General features: G+C 66.6%; 18 protein-coding genes. 6 read left to right on the top strand and 12 right to left on the bottom strand.

Annotated elements, in window-relative coordinates; genetic code table 11:
• Positions 1-2: 2 nt before the first annotated feature.
• Together LH407_RS10500 and LH407_RS10495 are read right to left on the bottom strand one after the other, a co-directional pair.
• The gene (locus LH407_RS10500; RefSeq protein ID WP_322134041.1) at positions 3-515 is read right to left on the bottom strand and encodes a PH domain-containing protein; all 513 of its coding nucleotides are present in this window, start codon (positions 513-515) and stop codon (positions 3-5) included.
• Positions 512-1,231: a biotin--[acetyl-CoA-carboxylase] ligase gene (locus LH407_RS10495; RefSeq protein WP_322134042.1), complete on the bottom strand. Its 720-nt coding sequence runs from the start codon at positions 1,229-1,231 to the stop codon at positions 512-514. Before LH407_RS10495 ends, LH407_RS10500 begins: the two co-directional genes overlap by 4 nt.
• 86 nt (positions 1,232-1,317) lie before the next feature.
• On the opposite strand from LH407_RS10495, the gene LH407_RS10490 reads away from it, so the two are divergent.
• Entirely contained in the window at positions 1,318-2,916 is a 1,599-nt protein-coding gene (locus LH407_RS10490; protein ID WP_322134043.1) for an acyl-CoA carboxylase subunit beta, read from the top strand.
• Positions 2,913-3,131 carry an acyl-CoA carboxylase subunit epsilon gene (locus LH407_RS10485; RefSeq protein ID WP_322134044.1) on the top strand — a complete coding sequence of 73 codons (219 nt, stop codon included), beginning with the start codon at positions 2,913-2,915 and terminating at the stop codon, positions 3,129-3,131. Before LH407_RS10490 ends, LH407_RS10485 begins: the two co-directional genes overlap by 4 nt.
• Positions 3,132-3,501: 370 nt before the next feature.
• Here the strand turns inward: LH407_RS10485 and LH407_RS10480 are convergent, their stop codons facing one another.
• The 4 genes from LH407_RS10480 to LH407_RS10465 all read right to left on the bottom strand — a co-directional run bounded on the left by LH407_RS10480 (position 3,502) and on the right by LH407_RS10465 (position 7,836).
• Positions 3,502-4,557, bottom strand: a complete 1,056-nt coding sequence (locus LH407_RS10480; protein WP_322134045.1) for a hypothetical protein — start codon at positions 4,555-4,557, stop codon at positions 3,502-3,504.
• On the bottom strand, positions 4,554-5,846 hold the full coding sequence (locus LH407_RS10475; protein WP_322134046.1) for a sensor histidine kinase: 1,293 nt from the start codon (positions 5,844-5,846) through the stop codon (positions 4,554-4,556). Before LH407_RS10475 ends, LH407_RS10480 begins: the two co-directional genes overlap by 4 nt.
• Positions 5,836-6,531, bottom strand: coding sequence for a response regulator transcription factor (locus tag LH407_RS10470; protein ID WP_322134047.1), 696 nt, complete (start codon positions 6,529-6,531; stop codon positions 5,836-5,838). The genes LH407_RS10475 and LH407_RS10470 overlap by 11 nt, the downstream gene beginning before the upstream one ends.
• A gap of 66 nt (positions 6,532-6,597) precedes the next feature.
• Complete coding sequence (locus tag LH407_RS10465) at positions 6,598-7,836, bottom strand: class I SAM-dependent RNA methyltransferase (protein WP_322134048.1); 1,239 nt, start codon at positions 7,834-7,836, stop codon at positions 6,598-6,600.
• 21 nt (positions 7,837-7,857) lie between these two features.
• Here LH407_RS10465 and LH407_RS10460 point away from each other — a divergent pair, with 21 nt between their 5' ends.
• Entirely contained in the window at positions 7,858-8,475 is a 618-nt protein-coding gene (locus LH407_RS10460; protein WP_322134049.1) for a Maf family protein, read from the top strand.
• Positions 8,476-8,553: 78 nt separating this feature from the next.
• Complete coding sequence (locus LH407_RS10455; protein WP_322134050.1) at positions 8,554-10,305, top strand: acetyl/propionyl/methylcrotonyl-CoA carboxylase subunit alpha; 1,752 nt, start codon at positions 8,554-8,556, stop codon at positions 10,303-10,305.
• Between the two features lie 86 nt (positions 10,306-10,391).
• Here LH407_RS10455 and LH407_RS10450 read toward each other — a convergent pair whose 3' ends face one another.
• The 3 genes from LH407_RS10450 to LH407_RS10440 all read right to left on the bottom strand — a co-directional run bounded on the left by LH407_RS10450 (position 10,392) and on the right by LH407_RS10440 (position 13,620).
• Entirely contained in the window at positions 10,392-11,330 is a 939-nt protein-coding gene (locus tag LH407_RS10450; RefSeq protein WP_322134051.1) for a hypothetical protein, read from the bottom strand.
• A gap of 192 nt (positions 11,331-11,522) precedes the next feature.
• Positions 11,523-12,959: an NAD(P)H-quinone dehydrogenase gene (locus LH407_RS10445; protein ID WP_322134052.1), complete on the bottom strand. Its 1,437-nt coding sequence runs from the start codon at positions 12,957-12,959 to the stop codon at positions 11,523-11,525.
• Between the two features lie 37 nt (positions 12,960-12,996).
• Positions 12,997-13,620 carry a hypothetical protein gene (locus LH407_RS10440; RefSeq protein WP_322134053.1) on the bottom strand — a complete coding sequence of 208 codons (624 nt, stop codon included), beginning with the start codon at positions 13,618-13,620 and terminating at the stop codon, positions 12,997-12,999.
• Between the two features lie 105 nt (positions 13,621-13,725).
• Between LH407_RS10440 and LH407_RS10435 the strand changes: the two genes are divergently transcribed.
• Positions 13,726-14,562, top strand: coding sequence for a purine-nucleoside phosphorylase (locus LH407_RS10435; protein WP_322134054.1), 837 nt, complete (start codon positions 13,726-13,728; stop codon positions 14,560-14,562).
• A complete protein-coding gene (locus LH407_RS10430; protein ID WP_322134055.1) occupies positions 14,559-16,223 on the top strand; it encodes a phospho-sugar mutase in 1,665 nt (554 codons plus the stop codon). Before LH407_RS10435 ends, LH407_RS10430 begins: the two co-directional genes overlap by 4 nt.
• 11 nt (positions 16,224-16,234) lie before the next feature.
• Here LH407_RS10430 and LH407_RS10425 read toward each other — a convergent pair whose 3' ends face one another.
• The 3 genes from LH407_RS10425 to LH407_RS10415 are packed head-to-tail and all read right to left on the bottom strand — an operon-like array spanning position 16,235 to position 18,069.
• Positions 16,235-16,507: a PTS sugar transporter subunit IIB gene (locus LH407_RS10425; protein WP_322134056.1), complete on the bottom strand. Its 273-nt coding sequence runs from the start codon at positions 16,505-16,507 to the stop codon at positions 16,235-16,237.
• Positions 16,504-16,944 (bottom strand): PTS sugar transporter subunit IIA, encoded by a 441-nt coding sequence (locus LH407_RS10420; protein WP_322134057.1) that lies wholly within the window; start codon positions 16,942-16,944, stop codon positions 16,504-16,506. The genes LH407_RS10425 and LH407_RS10420 overlap by 4 nt, the downstream gene beginning before the upstream one ends.
• Positions 16,945-16,950: 6 nt before the next feature.
• Positions 16,951-18,069, bottom strand: coding sequence for an adenosine deaminase (locus tag LH407_RS10415; protein ID WP_322134058.1), 1,119 nt, complete (start codon positions 18,067-18,069; stop codon positions 16,951-16,953).
• Positions 18,070-18,074: the final 5 nt, after the last annotated feature.

The raw sequence follows: 18,074 nt of genomic DNA, 5'->3' as shown, positions 1-18,074 counted from the left end.
CCCTATCCGATGGATGTTTCGTACAGATCATCTGGGTCGTCTTCGTCGATGAGATCGTCGAGCACCGCCACAACGAGCCTCGCCCGCGGCACATCGCGCAACTCGATCTCGTGTCCGCGGCCGACCACGAGGATCACATCGCCGCTGCGAAACGCGGCCTGGAGCGCACCGCGCCGCAGCACGATGTCACGAACCCGCGAATGGGGTACCTCCTGCCTGGAGCGAACGAGTGCCCCGTGGCGGATGATGGTGCGCTCGCTCGTGATCACATACGTCGACGCGAGCCAACGCAGAAACGGTGCAAGACACCCCGCGAGCACCAGAACGGCCGCGAGCGCGAGGATGGCGAGGTTCTGCCATTCCTCCGGGAGACGCCCATATCCGAAACCCGTGCCGCCTGCCACTGCCAGCAGCAGGAGCACCGGCCAGACCAGCCTCCTCGCGTGTGGACGCAACCGCGCGATCACCCACTCCTCGGTTGCCCCGGTGTCCCCATAGTCGGGGCTGTCGGTCACGTTGTCCTCACGTGGGTGACATCGCCGGCAGCGACGGTGATCTTCTGGCCGTCGCGCTCCACCACCAGTCGGCCGTCGGCGTCGAGGGATGCCGCGACCCCGACAAGCACCGCATCATCCGGTAACTCGACTCGAACCCGTCGCCCCAGGGTTCCGCAGGCTGAGGACACCGCATCCCGAAGGCCGTGCGCAGCGTTGTACCCGCTCGCCGAGAACACCTGCCAGAGCGCCTCGAACTCCGCCAGGTACCCCTGCGCGGCGGTCTCCGCGGTCACACCGGCTGCGCCTTCGAGCGCGAGCGACGTCGCCGTGGGAACGGGCAGCTGCGCCTCGGACATACTCAAGTTCAGGCCGGCCCCCATCACGGCACCGCCCGGTACGACCTCGCCGAGGATGCCGGATACCTTGCGCTCCGCGATGAGCACGTCGTTCGGCCATTTGAGGCTCACCGTGGCTGGCGCGGGTACGAGGCGTTGCACGGCGCGTGTCATGGCGAGCCCGGTGAGGAGGGGCAGCCAGCTCGATACGTGCGGAACGAAGAGGGAGATCGCAAGCGCCGTGCCCTCCGGGGCCGTCCAGCTGCGGCCTTGGCGCCCTCGCCCCGCCGTCTGGTCCGTGGTCGCGAGAGCCTCGAGCGGCGCCAGTGGTCGCTCGGAGGCACGGCGCACGAGATCGGCATTGGTCGACTCCGTTGAGGTGACCCACTCCACGTGCATCCGCCCAGGGTAGTCACCAATATTCGGCACCAACTGATGTAGGTGCCCACCAAGGCCTCCCGGCGCGTCGTCGGTAGAGTGGCTGCGTGACCGAGCAGACTCCGACGCCCGACCTCTCCACGACCGCAGGCCGCATCGCCGATCTCAAGGTGCGCTACCACGAGGCGGTCACCGCGAGTGGCGAGGCAGCCATCGAGAAGCAGCACGCGAAAGGCAAAAAGACCGCGAGGGAGCGCATCGAGGAGCTCCTCGATCACGGTTCGTTTGTCGAACTCGACGAGTTCGTCAGGCACCGCACCCACGCCTTCGGTATGGAGAACAAGAGGCCGTACGGCGACGCCGTCGTCACCGGTCTCGGAACCATCCACGGCCGTCAGGTCGCCGTCTACTCACAGGACTTCACGATCTTCGGCGGCTCCCTCGGCGAGGTTGCTGGCGAGAAGATCATCAAGGTCATGGATCACGCGATCAAGACGGGTGTCCCCATCATCGGGATGCTCGATTCCGGTGGCGCTCGAATCCAGGAGGGTGTTGTCGCCCTCGGTAAGTACGGTGAAATCTTCCGCCGTAATACCCAGGCCTCCGGTGTCATCCCGCAGATCTCGATCATCATGGGTCCTGCCGCGGGCGGTGCCGTGTATTCGCCGGCCCTCACCGATTTTGTGATTATGGTCGACAAGACCAGCCAGATGTTTGTGACCGGCCCCGATGTCATCAAAACCGTGACGGGCGAGGACGTCGGCATGGAGGAGCTGGGGGGTGCCCTCACCCACAACACGGTCTCGGGTGTCGCTCACTATCTCGCGAGCGACGAGGATGACGCGCTCGAGTACGCGCGCACCCTCATCAGCTTCCTGCCCGACAACAACCTCTCCGACCCTCCCGTGTACGACAGCGATGTCGAACTCGAGATCACCGACGAGGACCGCAAGCTCAACGCGATCGTTCCGGACTCGCCGAACCAGCCGTACGACGTGACGTCGATCATTGAGCACATCGTCGACAACGGTGACTTCCTCGAGACGCAGCCGCTTTTCGCGCCCAACATCGTTGTGGGTTTCGGCCGCGTCGAGGGACGCACGGTGGGTGTCATCGCCAATCAACCGCAAGCCATGGCGGGCACCCTCAACATCGACGCCGGCGAGAAGGCGGCGCGCTTCCTCCGGTTCTGCGACGCGTTCTCGATCCCGATCCTGACTCTCGTCGACGTTCCCGGTTACCTTCCTGGCACCGATCAGGAGTGGACGGGTGTGATCCGTCGCGGCGCGAAACTCCTGTACGCCTACGCGGAGGCGACGGTGCCGCTCGTCACCGTCATCACACGCAAGGCGTACGGCGGGGCCTACATCGTGATGGGGTCGAAGCAGATGGGGGCAGACCTCAACTACGCGTGGCCGACGGCGGAAATCGCCGTCATGGGCGGCCAGGGTGCCGTCAACATCCTCTATCGCGGTGAGATCAAGGCGGCCGAGGAGGCCGGTGAGGATGTCGCGGCGGTTCGCACGAGGCTCGCCAACGAGTACACCTACAACGTCGCATCCCCGTTCCTCGCCGCCGAGCGTGGCGAACTCGACGGTGTGATCGAGCCCGCTGCGACGCGTGTCGCCGTCGTCAAGGCACTTCGCGCCCTGCGCACCAAGCGCGCATCGCTGCCCGCCAAGAAGCACGGCAACATCCCGCTATGACCGATCGCGAAACGACGGTCAGCGACATCCGCATCGTCTCCAAAAACGCAACCCCCGAGGAGATCGCCGCCGTCACTGCGGTGCTCACGGCCTCTCTCGAGGAACTCGCGGACGCACAAACCGCGTCGCCGGAGATTCCCAGCCAGTGGATGCTCGGTCGTCGGGCACTGCGTGGCACCCTCGCCCCGGGTCCCGGTGCCTGGCGCCACGGGTGACGGAACGACGGATTCCGTTGTGTGATCGGACGTTTTCGTCCGTCTGCACGATGCTCGGCAGATGATTTCATCTGCAGCGTGCACGCGCCTGTACCCCGATCGAGGCCGTGTGACACCCGGATCACCGTCACAATTCGCGCCGATGTTGAGGGGTATATCGGGGTACGTACCCCTTGTCCCCCAAAGTGATGACTAGAATCCTCGTTCTGCGAGGTGCACTATTGGTCGTACTAGGTGCTTCATCGAGGCACCGCCAGGCAGTGGCCGACTAGGGTAAGCGGGCCAATGCCTTGGGGGCGGGTCAGGGCGATATTCGGGTTATCGCCCTGACCCGAATCATTTAACCCCCGAACTACGACACGCCCCGCCGCTAGTTGGCAGAGGCAACCGCGACCCGTTCGGTCGTGCGGGGAATCTCCAACCACAGATCCACCTCGTCCTCCTCGAGGGAATCCTGCCCGAGTGCGACCGCATCCCCGTCGGCAACCGTGTGCAGCCCAACAACGGTGACGGCGACATCCGAGCCCTCCGGCACGGTTCGCGCGATGATTTTGTCGGCGTTGGTGTCGTGGATCGCGAGGGCAAGTCGATCGAGCACACGCTCGAGGTCTTCCTCCGACAGATCGTCGATTCCACCCTCGTCGAGGAGGGTCACGGTCGCCCCACGGCGTCGGGCAGCCATGACTTCCTCCCGTACGGCATCGTTGAGAAGCTTGCGCCCCCGGATCTCGTCGCGGATCGCGCCCTCGAGGTGCAGGCATTCCTGTCGTTGGGCATCGGTGAGCTCTCCACCGCTTTCCTGGATCTGGCGGAGCATCCCGAGTGCCATCGCGCTCGTCTGACCCAGCCGGAACTGGCGCTCGTAGACGTGAGCCTCCTGAGCGGCCTGCCAGTCCGTGGCCTCGCGCTCGGCGAGAGCGAAGCGATGGGCATCCTTCGACGCTTTGGCGAGTCCCCTGCTGAGCACGTGGGAGACGGCCACCCACGAGGCGGAACCGACAATTCCGAGAGCGAATAGTCCGGGGCCGACGAGTACCGCGGATTGGGCGACCAAAAATCCGATGCCGAGCCAGGCAAAGGTGTGCCGCTGGCGTGTCGACGTGATGGTCAGGAGCGTACCGCTCGCCGCGACGTACCACGTCGCATACCCCGTGCCACCCGGGCGGTTGAAATCGATCTCGGTCGAGACCAGCAAGGTGATCGCGACAACAATGGCGAAATTGAACGCGGCCATCCAGATGGGCATTCTCGTCGGCCCGAGGGGAAGCAGGCTGATGATCGTGGCGACCGCGTAGAGCCCCATCGCCACGAACACGGGCACGGGGTTGCGGGGAATGTCGATCGTGTAGGTGGCGAGCACGAGGTGGTACGCCGAGAAGAGAGCCGCGACACCCACGATGATGTAGCGGGGAACCCCGATGTTCATGCGCGCGCCCCACTCTCCCGCTCATCAGCGACGAGGAAGTCGCTCGCATCGGGAACAACCGGTGTAACGGCGGGCTGAGCTGGCCACCGGATCGTGATGATGGTCCCCTCCCCGGGGCTCGACTGGATTACGGCGCGGCCGCCGGCGCTGGCGACCCGCTCGATGATCGACACCCGCACACCCAGACGCTCCCGCGGGATGCTCGACAGGTCGAACCCCGCACCGGTGTCGGCCACCACAACCTCGATGCCCGAGGGCCGCAGGCCGCGAACGGCGACCCAGCGCACCACGTCACCGTCGCCGGCGTGCTGCGAGCTGTTGACCATCGCCTGCACGGAGGCCGAATGGAGGGCCTCCGCGGCCGCGGCCGGCAACGAGCCGGTGCCGAGGCTGCCCGAGCGGATCTCCCACCGCTCCGAGAAGGTCGACGCCGATTCGACGATGCGACCGGCGAGTGCTGACGTTCGCACCGTCGCATCGTCCTCGGGTGAGGCGAGCGCGGCATCCTCGAGGTGTCCGATGGCGTTGCCCGCCATCGTCGCGGCAAGCGCCTTGGCCTCCGGTGTGTACGCCCGAGCCGCGGACAGGAGAGTCGTGAGCACGCTGTCATGAACGATCGCGTCGACGTGAACGCGCTCAACCTCCGTGGCGTGCTGTCGAACGGCGTGCCCGTAACGGTCGAGAGCGGTCGCCTGGGCCTGATCGACGGTCGCCGCCGCGTACCTCAGCATCTGCACGATGATGAGCACGGCACCACCCAGGATGAGTGCGTACATGCCCTCCAGCACCGCGAGCTGCCATGACGCGCCGCCGCCGACCGGTGTCGCGCGCACGATGGAGTAGAGCAGGGGCGCAACAAAGAGGTACACGGTCGCGACCGGCCAGGTGAAGGCGATCGCCGCCATCGCCGTCGCCACGGTGATGAGGTAGTTCAACCAGTGGATACCCGTGAAGACGGCAGCTCCCGGCAGCACCGCGAAAGGCCACGAGGCGAGTACGAGGAGATAAACGATCGCGAAGGTGCCATGCGCCGGCCGCACCCACCTTTGGGCGAACGAGGCCACGTTGACAACGATGAGGAGGCCCGCGAGGAGAGGCACCACCGTCCACAGCCAAATCGGGTAGGCCTCATCGGTCTGACCTAGCAACCACGGCACGGTTTGGGCTGCGAAGACAAGGCCGAATACAGCGACCGAACGAGAGATGACCTTCTCGATCTGCTTACTGCTGATCGGGTTCCTGGGCTGTTTGCCCCTCAACTCTGGCGGCGCAGAGGCCCTATCGGGCATCGCCGCCGTCCGGGTCGAGCCCCGGCAGGATGCCGTCCTCGACCGCGCGACGAAGCAGGTCGACCTTCGTAGGCGCGGGGCGCCCAACCTCGACGTACTTCACCCGAATGCGATCGAGGTATTCCCGCGCGGTCGAATAGCCGATACCCAACTGCTGTGCAGCGAGCTTGAGCGGGAGCCCGGAGGCGTAGAGGTGGAGGATCTCACGTTCCCGACGACCGAGCTGTGCCTTGGCGAAGTCGCGATCGGCGTCGATCGCCGTCGCCCATTCGAGGTTGTTGAGGACCTCACCACGGGCCACGGTCGCTGCGGCCGCGAGCACCGTTTTGGTCGCCGACGACTTCGGGATGACACCCGCCGCTCCCGCGGCGAGCGCCTCTCGCACACTGGCGACGCGGTCGGCGATCGAATGGACGAGCACAGCCGAGCCGGTCGCCTGCACACTCTTGACATTCTCGGTGACGGAGGAGCCGTCGCCGAGAGAGAGATCGAGCACAACAACATCGACGGATTGACCGTTCAAACCCGCGATGAGGTCGGGAACCGTTGGTGCCTCGAGAACGAACTCGTAACCCTCATCGAGGAACGCGGCCTTGAGGCCGAGGCGCACCGACTCGTGGTCATCGACCACGGCGACGCGCACAGTCGACTGGGCAGTCGGTGCGGTGGCGGCCTCAGGCGGCATGTCGGGTCCTCTCGAGTCTGAACCCATAGTACCGACGGCGGGGAGTCACCGTGGGATCGACGGGCATCACCGCGAGGAGGTACGAACCAATCGACCGACCGCTTCGACGTGGTGGGTGTTCGGGAAGAGGTCGAGCGCTCGCAGCGCCTCGAGTGTGTAGCCGTGACCGGAGAAGTACTCGACGTCGCGCGCGAAGGCGACGGGGTCGCACGCCACGTACACCACTTGCGCGGGCGAGACGGCCGCGATCGCGTCGACCACGTCGCGTCCAGCGCCGGCGCGGGGCGGGTCCAGAACGATGGTGGAACGGGACAGGCGCGCGCGTTCCGGAGCGGACGCGTCGGCGGCGAGCCGTGGCATCCATCGTTCGACGCGGGCGGTCTCGGCCCGCGCACCGATCCACTCGCTGAGGTTGTCCGAGGCGAAGTCGGTCGCGGCCGAATCACTCTCGACCGAGGTGATCCGTGTTGTGCTGCCGAAGCGATCGGCGACCGCGGCCGCGAGCAGCCCGACACCGCCGTAGAGGTCGAGATTGGCCGCCGTGGGGTCGAACCTGGAGTCGTCGACCATTCCGGCGACGACATCGGTGAGCAGAGCGGCCGCACCGCGGTGCACCTGCCAAAAACCGGTATCGAACAGGCGGAACTCACGATCGCCCACAACCTCGGTGATGATCGACGGCTTCTGCGCACCGATAACCAGACGTACTCCCCCGGACGACGGCGCGAGGATGTCCACACTCTCGCCGCTCGTGAACGTCTCGCCGAGCGGTGCCGCATCCGCCAGCTCCGCGGTGGCCAGCGGCAGCGACGTCACCGGGATCACGCGGTGGCTGCGCGCGGCGTAGGGACCGGGGCGACCGCGATCGTCGACGTGGAGACGGACGCGCGTGCGCCAGCCCGTGCCATCCGTCGACTCGTCGGGAACCGCCTCGACCTCGACGTCGGTCTCGACCTTCGCCATTCGCTGCAGCGAATCGGCGATCACACGACGCTTCAACTCGCGCTGGTGCTGCAGCTCGATGTGACCGAACTCCGCGCCGCCCGCACGATCCGCCGGATCGCGTGTGACACTCGCGGCGTCCCACACGTGCTCACGGCGGTACTCGCTCGGCTCGAGCACCTCGACGGTGTCGGCTCGGAGGAAGGACTTCTTCGAGTCGTTCGACACTCGAGCGCGAACCCGTTCGCCGGGGATCGCATCCGAGACGAACACGACACGCCCCTCGTGCCGAGCGATCGAGATCCCGCCGTGCGCGATGTTGGTAACGTCGAGGTCGATCGTCTGTCCGAGTAGGCCTGCCATCCTCACAAGCTTAGGAGTGCCGTGCGGTTCTACCTCGCCTCCACCTCTCCCGCGCGGCTCATGACGCTCCGCAACGCGGGCGTCGAACCCGTGGTTGTGCCGTCGGAAGTCGATGAGGATGCCATCCTTTCGTCAACGAACTTGGCGCCCCGTGACACCGTCGAACTGCTGGCGCGAGCCAAAGCCGAAGGGGTGGTGTCGCGAGACGGGGCAACAGTTGATGGCGTCATCCTGGGCGGTGACTCGATGTTCGAGTTCGACGGCGAGGTCTACGGCAAACCGCACCGGCCCGAGGTCGCCCTCGAACGGTGGAAGCGGATGCGCGGCAGGAGTGGAACGCTCCACTCCGGGCACTGGGTCATCGACCATCGTGGGGGGCAGTCACACGCCGCTGCGGGCGGAGTGTCGTCGGCCGTGGTGACATTCGCCGACGACATCGACGACGACGAGCTCGAGGCCTACATCTCGACCCGCGAACCGCTGTCTGTCGCTGGCGCCTTCACGATCGACAGTTTGGGCTCGGCGTTCATCACCTCCGTCGACGGTGACCCTCACGCCGTCGTAGGGCTCTCGGTCTCCCTCACGCGCTCGCTGCTGCGTGATCTCGGCATCCCCTGGACCGCATTCTGGAATCGCTGACCGCGACAACGACCCCCGCTCTTCTTTGTGTGTTGCCGACAGTGCCGCACGACACCCTCGCCCTAAGCTGGAGAAACTATGGCTCGCATCACTAAGGTCCTGATCGCCAACCGTGGAGAGATCGCCGTACGCGTCATCCGCGCCGCCAAGGACAGCGGTATCGCCACCGTCGCCGTATATGCGGACCAGGATCGGGATGCCCGGCACGTCAGGCTCGCCGACGAGGCGTACTCGCTCGACGGCACCACGAGCGCCGAGACCTATCTCGTCATCCCCAAGATCCTCTCCGTCGCTCGCCGCTCCGGTGCCGACGCCATCCACCCCGGTTACGGCTTCCTCGCCGAGAACTCCGAATTCGCGCAGGCGGTGATGGATGCCGGGATCACCTGGATCGGCCCGTCACCCGCTGCCATCGACGCCCTCGGCGACAAGGTCAGCGCACGACACATCGCCGAAAAGGTCGGCGCCCCGCTCGCCCCGGGAACCCTCAACCCCGTTTCCGGCGCCGACGAGGTGCTCGAGTTTGTCGACCAGCACGGGCTGCCCGTCGCCATCAAGGCGGCGTTCGGCGGCGGCGGTCGCGGACTCAAGGTCGCCCGCACACGTGACGAGGTTCCCGAGCTCTTCGAATCGGCGACACGGGAAGCTGTCGCCGCCTTCGGCCGCGGCGAATGCTTCGTCGAGAAATACCTCGACCAGCCGCGCCACGTTGAGACCCAGTGCCTCGCCGACAGCCACGGCAACGTCGTTGTCATCTCCACACGCGACTGCTCGCTGCAGCGGCGTCACCAGAAACTGGTCGAGGAGGCACCGGCGCCGTTCCTCACGGAGGAGCAGAACCGCGCTCTCTACGAGTCATCGAAGGCCATCCTGAAGGAGGTCGGCTACGTCGGAGCTGGCACGTGCGAGTTCCTCGTCGCCAAGGACGGCACGATCTCGTTCCTGGAGGTCAACACGCGACTTCAGGTCGAGCATCCCGTCTCTGAGGAGGTCACGGGCATCGACCTCGTGCGCGAGCAGTTCCGTATTGCCGAGGGCGGTGTCATCGACTACGACGACCCGAAGCCGCAGGGGCACTCCTTCGAGTTCCGCATCAACGGCGAAGACCCCGGCATGAACTTCCTGCCCTCCCCCGGACCGGTACAGGTACTGCGCTTCCCCGGCGGGCCGGGAGTGCGCGTCGACAGCGGTGTCACCACGGGCGACGTCATCTCCGGCGCCTTCGACTCGCTGCTCGCCAAACTCATCGTCACGGGCACCTCGCGTGAGGACGCCCTCGAGCGTTCACGTCGAGCCCTCGACGAGTTCGAGGTTGCGGGCCTGCCCACCGTGCTCCCCTTCCACCGCAAGATCGTGCGCGACCCCGCCTTTACCTCGGAGCCGTTCAGCGTCTACACCCGGTGGATCGAGACCGACTTCGACAACGACATCGAGCCGTGGAGCGGGTCGCTGCCGGAAGCCAGCGAAGCGCCGGCACGCCACAACGTGGTTGTGGAGGTGGACGGCAAGCGCGTCGAGGTGTCCCTTCCGACGAAGTTAGTTCCCGCCGCTGGGGGTGGGACCGCGCTGGCCGCACCACCACGGCGCAAGGCCGCGGCATCCGTGAGCACCGTCTCGGGCGACTCGGTGACGGCACCCATGCAGGCGACGATCGTCAAGCTCGCCGTCGCGGAGGGTGACACCGTCGTCAAGGGCGACCTCATCCTCGTGCTCGAGGCGATGAAGATGGAGCAACCGATCACCGCCCACAAGGACGGCACCATCACGGGCGTCAACGCAGACATCGGTACCACGGTCTCCAGTGGTCACGTGCTGCTGAGTATCTCCTAGCCCCCGGGGACGTCGCTCAGCGACGCTTCGCGCGCTGAGGTTTGGTGGGCGCGCGGATGCAGGGACCGGCGCGCGACTCGCAAACCTCAGCGCAGCCCGGCGTCTCGCAACTTTGCCTCCAGTAGTGGCAACGAGAGTGCGACAGGCCAATCCCAGCGGGTCACCGAAAAGCCCAGCGCACGAAGACGGTCTTCGCGAACCTTCTCGTCGACGACGATCTCGGCCGTCGGCCGGCCCTGAGTGAACTCCTCGCGAAGGTACTTGCCTCGACCGTCGAACTCCCCAACGAGCTTGCAGTGCGGCCACCAGAAGTCCACGATGCCGATGAGACCCGCGCGGTCCGAGAACGGCTGCTGCAGGACTGGCGCAGGGAATCCGAGCTGACGGATGCCCGCCCTGCTGCACGATTCGCCCGGTGACCCGGATGCTGCGTCCCCAAAGTGAACAGCGCCCGCAGCCTTGAGAACACCCGGCGCACTGGAAAACCCTTCGAGCACTCGAAACACCGTGTCCTTGGACACCGGCTTTCGGTGTTTCGAGCCACGCAGCGCAGCGTCGACCATCGCCACGGCACGGACGAACGACTCCGTACGCGCGACATCCGCGACCGTCCTCGCCAGCGATGTGATCACGAGACCATCGCGCTCGACACTCGGTGGCGGATACCCGATGTAGGACCGGGCGAGATGTGAGTTCGACCGACCTCCCGCCTCGCGAGCCACCGACACGGACACCCTGTCCGGCCACGACCCGACGATGGGCAGATCCCACACGCGCGCTGCTGCGAGGCCGGAGAACACCAACGGCTCGAGTGCAAGGAGTTGGGCTGCCCGCACCTTGGCAAGGTACGCGTCATCCGCGAGCCTCTGCGGATCCGACGTGATCGTGGATGCTCGCCGGTAGACCCCACGGGTCACGCGTACGAGGGCACCGGACCGGACTTCCGCAGCGAGCTCGGCGGTACGGCCGAGCTCTCGCTCACGGGCGGCGAGGACGAAGTGGTTGTGCCAATTGTTGTAAGTCATGGCCCGAGCATCCGCTCTCCCCGGCGCCCGATGAGTTCATTTCGGCACTTCTGAGGACAACCCGGGTCACAGCGTGCTGTTGGGGAGGCCACGCTGAGCTTCGCCGCGAACGCGTAGGTACACACGGTCGCGTGACCACCAAACCTCAGCGCGCGAAGCGTCGCTGAGCGACGTCCGAAATGGCAGCGCGGGCTAGTGCACGATGTGCATGGCGCGCGCGGCGTCGGTGATGCTGCCCGTGAGGGAGGGGTAAACCGAGAAGGCGCGGGCCAACTGGTCGACGGTGAGGCGGTGCTCGACCGCGAGCGCAACCGACATGATGAGCTCGGATGCCTTGGGCGCTACGATCACGCCACCGATAACGGTTCCGGAGCCCGTGCGTGCGAAGAGTTTCACGAACCCGTCGCGGATGCCCATCATCTTCGCTCGCGGATTCGAGGCGAGCGGCAGCTTGTAGATCTCGCCCTGGGCGATGCCGTCCTCGATTTGCTTCTGCGACCAACCGACGGTGGCAATCTCGGGCTGGGTGAAGATGTTCGACGTTACGTTGCGCAGTTCCGTCGGGTTCACGGCATCCCCCATCGCATGGAACACGGCCGTGCGACCCTGCATCGAGGCGACGGATGCCAGGGGTAGGAAGTCCGAGCAGTCTCCCGCCGCGTAAATCGACGGTACGGAGGTGCGGGCAACACGATTGACGCGAATGTGGCCGGACTCGGTGAGTTGCACCCCAGCCTCGGCGAGCCCGATGCCCGCGGTGTTGGGGATCGAACCGACCGCCATGAGGCAGTGCGACCCCTCCACGGTGCGACCGTCGGAGAGGGTGGCGACTACCCCCTCATCGGTGCGGACGACGGACTCCGCTCGCGACTTCGAGAGCACTGTCATGCCATTGCGCTTGAAGACGTCCTCGATGACACGGGCGGCGTCGGCGTCCTCGCCGGGGAGAACTTGGTCGCGCGAGGAGATGAGGGTCACCTCCGAGCCGAGCGTGCGGTACGCGGACGCGAACTCCGCCCCGGTCACACCCGAACCGACAACGATGAGGTGCTCGGGGATCTCCTGCAGGCCGTACAGCTGCGTCCACGTGAAGATCCGCTCGCCGTCGGGTTTGGCGGTCGGCAAAACGCGTGGTGTTGCACCGACGGAAACGACGATCGTGTCGGCCTCGATCTCGTCGAAATCGACACGTGACTTGCCCCGCCCCGTCGAGGCGATGAGCCGATTGGGGCCGTCGAGCCGGCCGTCGCCGTGGATTACTCGAACCCCGGCCTTGATGAGCTGCGACTTCATGTCCTCGGATTGCTGGCGCGCCAAACGCAGGAGCCGCGCATTGACGGCGGCGAGGTTGACGGTGATCTCCGGCTTGACGGCGCGGCCGGCATCCGTGCGACTGAAGAACTGCACACCGAGGTCGGTGGCCTCGTCGACGTTGCCGACGGCCTCGGCCGTGGCGATGAGGGTCTTGGATGGCACGACGTCGGTGAGCACGGCGGAGCCGCCGACACCCGAGCGCTCAATGACGGTCACCTCGGCGCCGAGCTGCGCGCCGGTCAACGCCGCTTCGTAACCACCCGGCCCTCCCCCGAGGACGGCGATGCGTTGCTTGCGCTCGAACTCATAGGCCATAGGTAAATTCTGTCACGAGGCCCGAGAGCACCTGGCGCTAGATGTCGCGGAAATCGCTGTCGGGAGCCCGCAGCTTGGTGACGGTGTCGCCCGTGATACCCACTCCGATGTACTCGGTGCCCTTGTCGACGGTCACCGGCTCCAGCCCGAACCAGTCGGACGTGCCATCGCCGTCCTCGTCGTATCCGACGTCGAAGACGAGGAGTTGCGTGACGTCTGCCCGAGTCGACCCCACGTGCACACCATCCGCGGTGCGCACGGGAAGCCCCGCGATCGTGGCCGACGTCACGACGACCGAAGTATCCGCAGCCCAGACGTTGACGGCAACGTCCGGCCACTGGTAACTCGTGAAGCCCTTGGGTGTGAAGTCGGTGACACCCGGCTCGGTGTCGTTGAGCTCATCGAGCAGCGACAACACACCGTCGGGGTCGGTGAATGCTGCCTCGCGAATGGCCTCGCCCGCCGAATCGACGACCGCGAGACCCGCCAGCGAGAGAACGATCGCCGATGCTGTGGGTGCTTCCGGCGTTGCCATGGGAGTGGGCGACGGTGTCGACTGCGCGGTGGCCGAGGTCGACGGGGTCGGGGTCGCTTCCGTGGCCGTGCATCCGGCCAGGAGCAGAACTGCCGCAGCCACCGCAAGGAGACGAGTGAGGCTCATGCTCACAGTCTGCCAGCGCGACGCGAGCCGGCGATGCCGGCGCGATAACGATTCGGCACGGGCTGTCCCTCATCACGCGCAGGCGACGAGATTAGAGTTGACCGCATGTCGCACGAAGCCTTCACCAACCCCCTGGATGACCCGACCGCCGACCCCTTCGAGGTCGCTCGCATTGCGGCATCCGACATCGCCGAAGCCACCGGCGTCGAACGCCACGACATTGCTCTCACGCTCGGTTCCGGTTGGGCGAAAGCGGCCGACCTGATCGGTGAGACGACGGCGACGATCCCCGCATCGGATGTCACGGGCTTCTCGAAACCCGCCCTCGAGGGTCACGTCGGCACGCTGCGGTCGGTGCTCCTGCCGAACGACAAGCGGGCCCTCGTCATCGGCGCACGCACGCACTACTACGAGGGCCACGGTGTGCGCAGGGTTGTGCATTCGGTCCGCACGGCTGCCGCGACCGGAGCCACCACGATGATCCTCACCAACGGTGCCGGCGGCATCAAGGAATCCTGGAAGCCGGGGACTCCCGTGCTCATCAGCGACCACATCAATCTCACGGCCGATTCGCCGCTCGAGGGCGCCACCTTCATCGACCTCACCGACCTCTACTCCTCGCGCCTGCGAGCCATCGCGCGCGAGGTCGATGCGACCCTCGACGACGGTGTGTACTGCCAGTTCCGCGGTCCGCACTACGAGACCCCGGCCGAGGTGCAGATGGCGAAGGCAATCGGCGGGCACATCGTCGGTATGTCCACCGCCCTCGAGGCGATCGCTGCCCGCCAGGCAGGCATGGAAATCCTCGGCATGTCACTCATCACGAACCTCGCGGCGGGCATCCAGAAAACCCCTCTCAGTCACGACGAGGTCATCGAAGCCGGTCGCGAGGCCGAGGGTCGCATCGGCGCCCTCCTCGCCGAGATCGTGGGCCGGCTGTGAGCAGCGAGCAGAGCACCGAGGTGCTTCTCGCGGCGGCTCGAGACTGGGCCGCCCAGGACCCGGATGCCACGACCCGAACCGAACTCGAGTCTCAGGTGACCGCCGCCGAGGCGGGCGACCCGGCGGCCGAGGCCACACTCCGTGACTGGTTCGGCTCCCGCCTGCACTTCGGCACCGCCGGTCTCCGCGGTGAACTCGGCCCCGGCCCCAACCGCATGAACCGTGTGCTGGTCACGCAGGCCGCGGCGGGCCTCGCCGCGTTCCTCCTCTCGCGTGAGCCGAGCCCGAGTGTCGTGATCGGCTTCGACGCGCGGACAAACTCCGAGGTGTTCGCGCGCGACACGGCCGTTGTGATGGCGGGCGCTGGAGTTCGCACGACACTCATGCCCCGCAACCTCCCCACTCCCGTGCTGGCGTTCGCGGTGCGCCACCTGGGGGTCAGCGCCGGGGTCATGGTGACGGCCTCGCACAACCCGGCTCGCGACAACGGCTACAAGGTGTACCTCGGCGGTCTCGACCACGGCTCGCAGATCGTCTCGCCGTCCGACACCGAAATCGCGCACGCGATCGAGCGGGTCGCGCACGCACCGATCTCGGAACTGCCACGGTCGACCGATTTTGTGACGGCGGACGAGTCCGTCATCACCGCGTATGTCGAACAAACCGCCGCGATCGCGAACGTTCCCGCTCCCGTCAGGTTTGCTTACACGGCGATGCACGGCGTGGGGTGGGAGACCGCTCGCGCCGTTTTCGCTGCGGCAGGATTGGGCGAGCCCGACGTCGTGGCGGAGCAGGCCGAACCGGATCCCACGTTTCCCACGGTCGCCTTCCCTAACCCGGAAGAACCCGGGGCCATGGACCTCGTGCTTGCGCTCGGGGAGTCCGTCGGCGCCGATCTTGTGGTGGCCAACGACCCGGATGCCGATCGCCTCGCAATCGGCATCCCGACGGCGTCCGGCTGGCGGAGGCTGAGCGGCAACGAGGTGGGCTGGCTGCTCGGCTGGCGCGCCGCGAAACGTGCGAGCGTCGATGGCGTCCTTGCCGCATCCATCGTGTCCTCCCCCGCCTTGGGGGAGGTCGCGTCCGCGCACCGCCTGCGCCACGTGGAGACCCTCACGGGCTTCAAGTGGATCTCGCGGGTCCCGGGCCTGACCTTCGGTTACGAGGAGGCGCTCGGGTACCTCGTCGACCCCGCAAAGGTGCTCGACAAGGACGGCATCTCGGCCGCGGTCGACCTACTCTCGCTCGCGTCGGAGCTGAAGGCCGGCGGCTCCACCCTCGAGCGGCACCTCCTCGACTTCGCCGAAACGTTCGGAGGTTTCGCGTCGGGTCAGATCTCGATCCGGGTCACCGAACTCGATGAGATAGGGCGGATGATGACAGCCCTCCGCACGCAGCCGCCCGGGCACATCGGGTCGCTCCCCGTCGCGCAGATCGACGACTTCCTCGACGGATTCGCGGAGTTCCCGCCCGGGGACATCCTGCGCTTCCACCTCGCGAACGGCGCTCGTGTCATCGTGCGCCCGAGCGGGACCGAACCAAAACTCAAGGTCTACCTCGATGCGTCATCAACCGAGGGGGACGGCGCGAGCCGGATCGCCGCGGCCCGGGCGGTCGTGAGTGAGCTCGACGCGGGCATCCGTGCCCTGCTGGGTGTGTAGTCGCTAGCTCCTCAGCCGAGGGCTGCCTCGAGCTTGTCGGTCAGTTCGGCGGTGTCGAAGTAGTTCTGGATCACGATGATCTCCGCTGACGTGCGACCGATGACGTCCACGAACTCGGGTGAGGTGAGGATGACCTGCGCGTCAGCTGCCGCCTCCGCGATCGACGCGACGTCCGCGGCAACCACCACGGCGTCGATGCGCAGTTTGCGCAGCACCCGTTCCGCATTCACACGAAGGATGCCGGAACTACCGATTCCGGTGCCGCAAATCGCGACGATCTTCACACGGCACCCATGATGGCCTGCACCTCGGCCGGTGTTGTCGCGGCGGCGAGATCGTCGATCGCGGTGCTGTCGTTGAAGACGTTGGCGAGCGCCGCAACCGCCCCCAGGTGAGTCTCGGGAGCGCTCGCGAGCCCCAGAACAACACGAACCGGATCGTTGTGCGGATGCCCGAACCGCACCGGTTCGCGAAGGGTCACCACCGCGATCCCATCGGAGAGCACCTCGGGCCCCGGCCGGGCGTGGGCGAGCGCGAGACCGGGAGCGATAACGACGTACGGTCCGTGCTCCTCGATCATGCGCACCATCTCGCGCGCGTAGGCGGGTGTGGCGGCTCCCGACGCCGCGAGGGCCTCGGCCGCGAGCTTGACGGCACCACGCCAGTCGGGGGCGTCGGCGCCGATCATGATCGCCGATTCGGGAAGGGGAGGAAGAGTCATCCGTTATCAGGCCTCGTCGAACCCGGCGATGATCGTCTCGGCGAGCGCTTCGCGCTCCTCGAGCGGCAAGAAGCTCGCGGCAGCCGCATTGAGCTGGAACACGGCGAGGTCGCTCAGGTCGTAGTCGAACGTCTGGGCGAGAAGCCAGAGCTCGCGAGTGAGGGACGTCGCACTCATCAGGCGGTTGTCGGTGTTGACCGTGACGCGGAAGCCGAGCTGGTACAGCAGGTCGAAGGGATGATCGATGAGCTCCTCGCCCCAGCGTTCGATCGCCCCGGTCTGCAAGTTGGACGAGGGCGAGAGCTCGAGTGCGATCTCACGATCCTTGACCCACTGGGCGAGAGGCCCGAGGGTGACGTAGGTGTTCTCGTCATCCTCGCGCTCGGCGCGGATGTCCTCCGCCAGGCGCACCCCGTGGCCGAGACGCAGGGCGCGGCCGTCGAAGAGCGCACCCTTGATGCTCTCCAGCCCGTCAGCCTCACCCGCGTGCACGGTACGCGGCACAAAATTCTGTGCGAGATAGTCGAAGGCGTCACGGAGGTTACTGGGCGGGAAGCCAGCCTCAGGCCCCGCGATGTCGAAACCGACAACCCCGTTTCCGAGGTGCCGGTGGGCGAGCTTCGCGATCTCGAGACCACGATCGGTGTGGCGCATGGCGCTGACGAGCTGCCCGACACGGATGCTGTGACCGCCGGCCGCAGCATCCGCCACCCCCGCCTCCAGGCCCTCCTGAACCGCTTCCACGGTCTCGTCGAGGCTGAGGCCGCGCGCCACGTGCTGCTCGGGGGCCCACCGGATCTCCCCGTAGACCACACCATCGGCGGCGAGGTCCTGCACGAACTCGCGGGCCACACGGGTCAGACCCTCCCGCGTCTGCATGACCGCCGTCGTGAGGTCGAAAGTCTTCAGGTACTCCACGAGGGAGCCGGAGTCGCTCTTCTCGGCGAACCACTCACCCAAATCCCCTGCGTCGGTGGCGGGAACATCGAGACCGATCTCCGCACCGAGATCGATGATGGTCTGCGGACGCAGCCCGCCGTCGAGGTGATCGTGGAGGGACACCTTGGGGAGCGTCGTGATATCGGCGCCACCCCCGGGCATGAGGTAGTCGCGGGTGGCGTTCATGCCCT

Source organism: Antiquaquibacter oligotrophicus, from assembly GCF_020535405.1.
Classification (GTDB): Bacteria; Actinomycetota; Actinomycetes; order Actinomycetales; family Microbacteriaceae; genus Rhodoglobus; species Rhodoglobus oligotrophicus.
This window is presented reverse-complemented; position numbering and strand designations above follow the sequence as displayed.

Coding starts and splice junctions, on each gene's coding strand:
- LH407_RS10420 (WP_322134057.1), bottom strand. CDS start 16,944: ATGACTCTTCCTCCCCTTCCCGAATCGGCGATCATGATCGGCGCCGAC.
- LH407_RS10485 (WP_322134044.1), top strand. CDS start 2,913: ATGACCGATCGCGAAACGACGGTCAGCGACATCCGCATCGTCTCCAAA.
- LH407_RS10480 (WP_322134045.1), bottom strand. CDS start 4,557: ATGAACATCGGGGTTCCCCGCTACATCATCGTGGGTGTCGCGGCTCTC.
- LH407_RS10495 (WP_322134042.1), bottom strand. CDS start 1,231: ATGCACGTGGAGTGGGTCACCTCAACGGAGTCGACCAATGCCGATCTC.
- LH407_RS10450 (WP_322134051.1), bottom strand. CDS start 11,330: ATGACTTACAACAATTGGCACAACCACTTCGTCCTCGCCGCCCGTGAG.
- LH407_RS10445 (WP_322134052.1), bottom strand. CDS start 12,959: ATGGCCTATGAGTTCGAGCGCAAGCAACGCATCGCCGTCCTCGGGGGA.
- LH407_RS10440 (WP_322134053.1), bottom strand. CDS start 13,620: ATGAGCCTCACTCGTCTCCTTGCGGTGGCTGCGGCAGTTCTGCTCCTG.
- LH407_RS10470 (WP_322134047.1), bottom strand. CDS start 6,531: ATGCCGCCTGAGGCCGCCACCGCACCGACTGCCCAGTCGACTGTGCGC.
- LH407_RS10465 (WP_322134048.1), bottom strand. CDS start 7,836: ATGGCAGGCCTACTCGGACAGACGATCGACCTCGACGTTACCAACATC.
- LH407_RS10435 (WP_322134054.1), top strand. CDS start 13,726: ATGTCGCACGAAGCCTTCACCAACCCCCTGGATGACCCGACCGCCGAC.
- LH407_RS10415 (WP_322134058.1), bottom strand. CDS start 18,069: ATGAACGCCACCCGCGACTACCTCATGCCCGGGGGTGGCGCCGATATC.
- LH407_RS10475 (WP_322134046.1), bottom strand. CDS start 5,846: ATGCCCGATAGGGCCTCTGCGCCGCCAGAGTTGAGGGGCAAACAGCCC.
- LH407_RS10455 (WP_322134050.1), top strand. CDS start 8,554: ATGGCTCGCATCACTAAGGTCCTGATCGCCAACCGTGGAGAGATCGCC.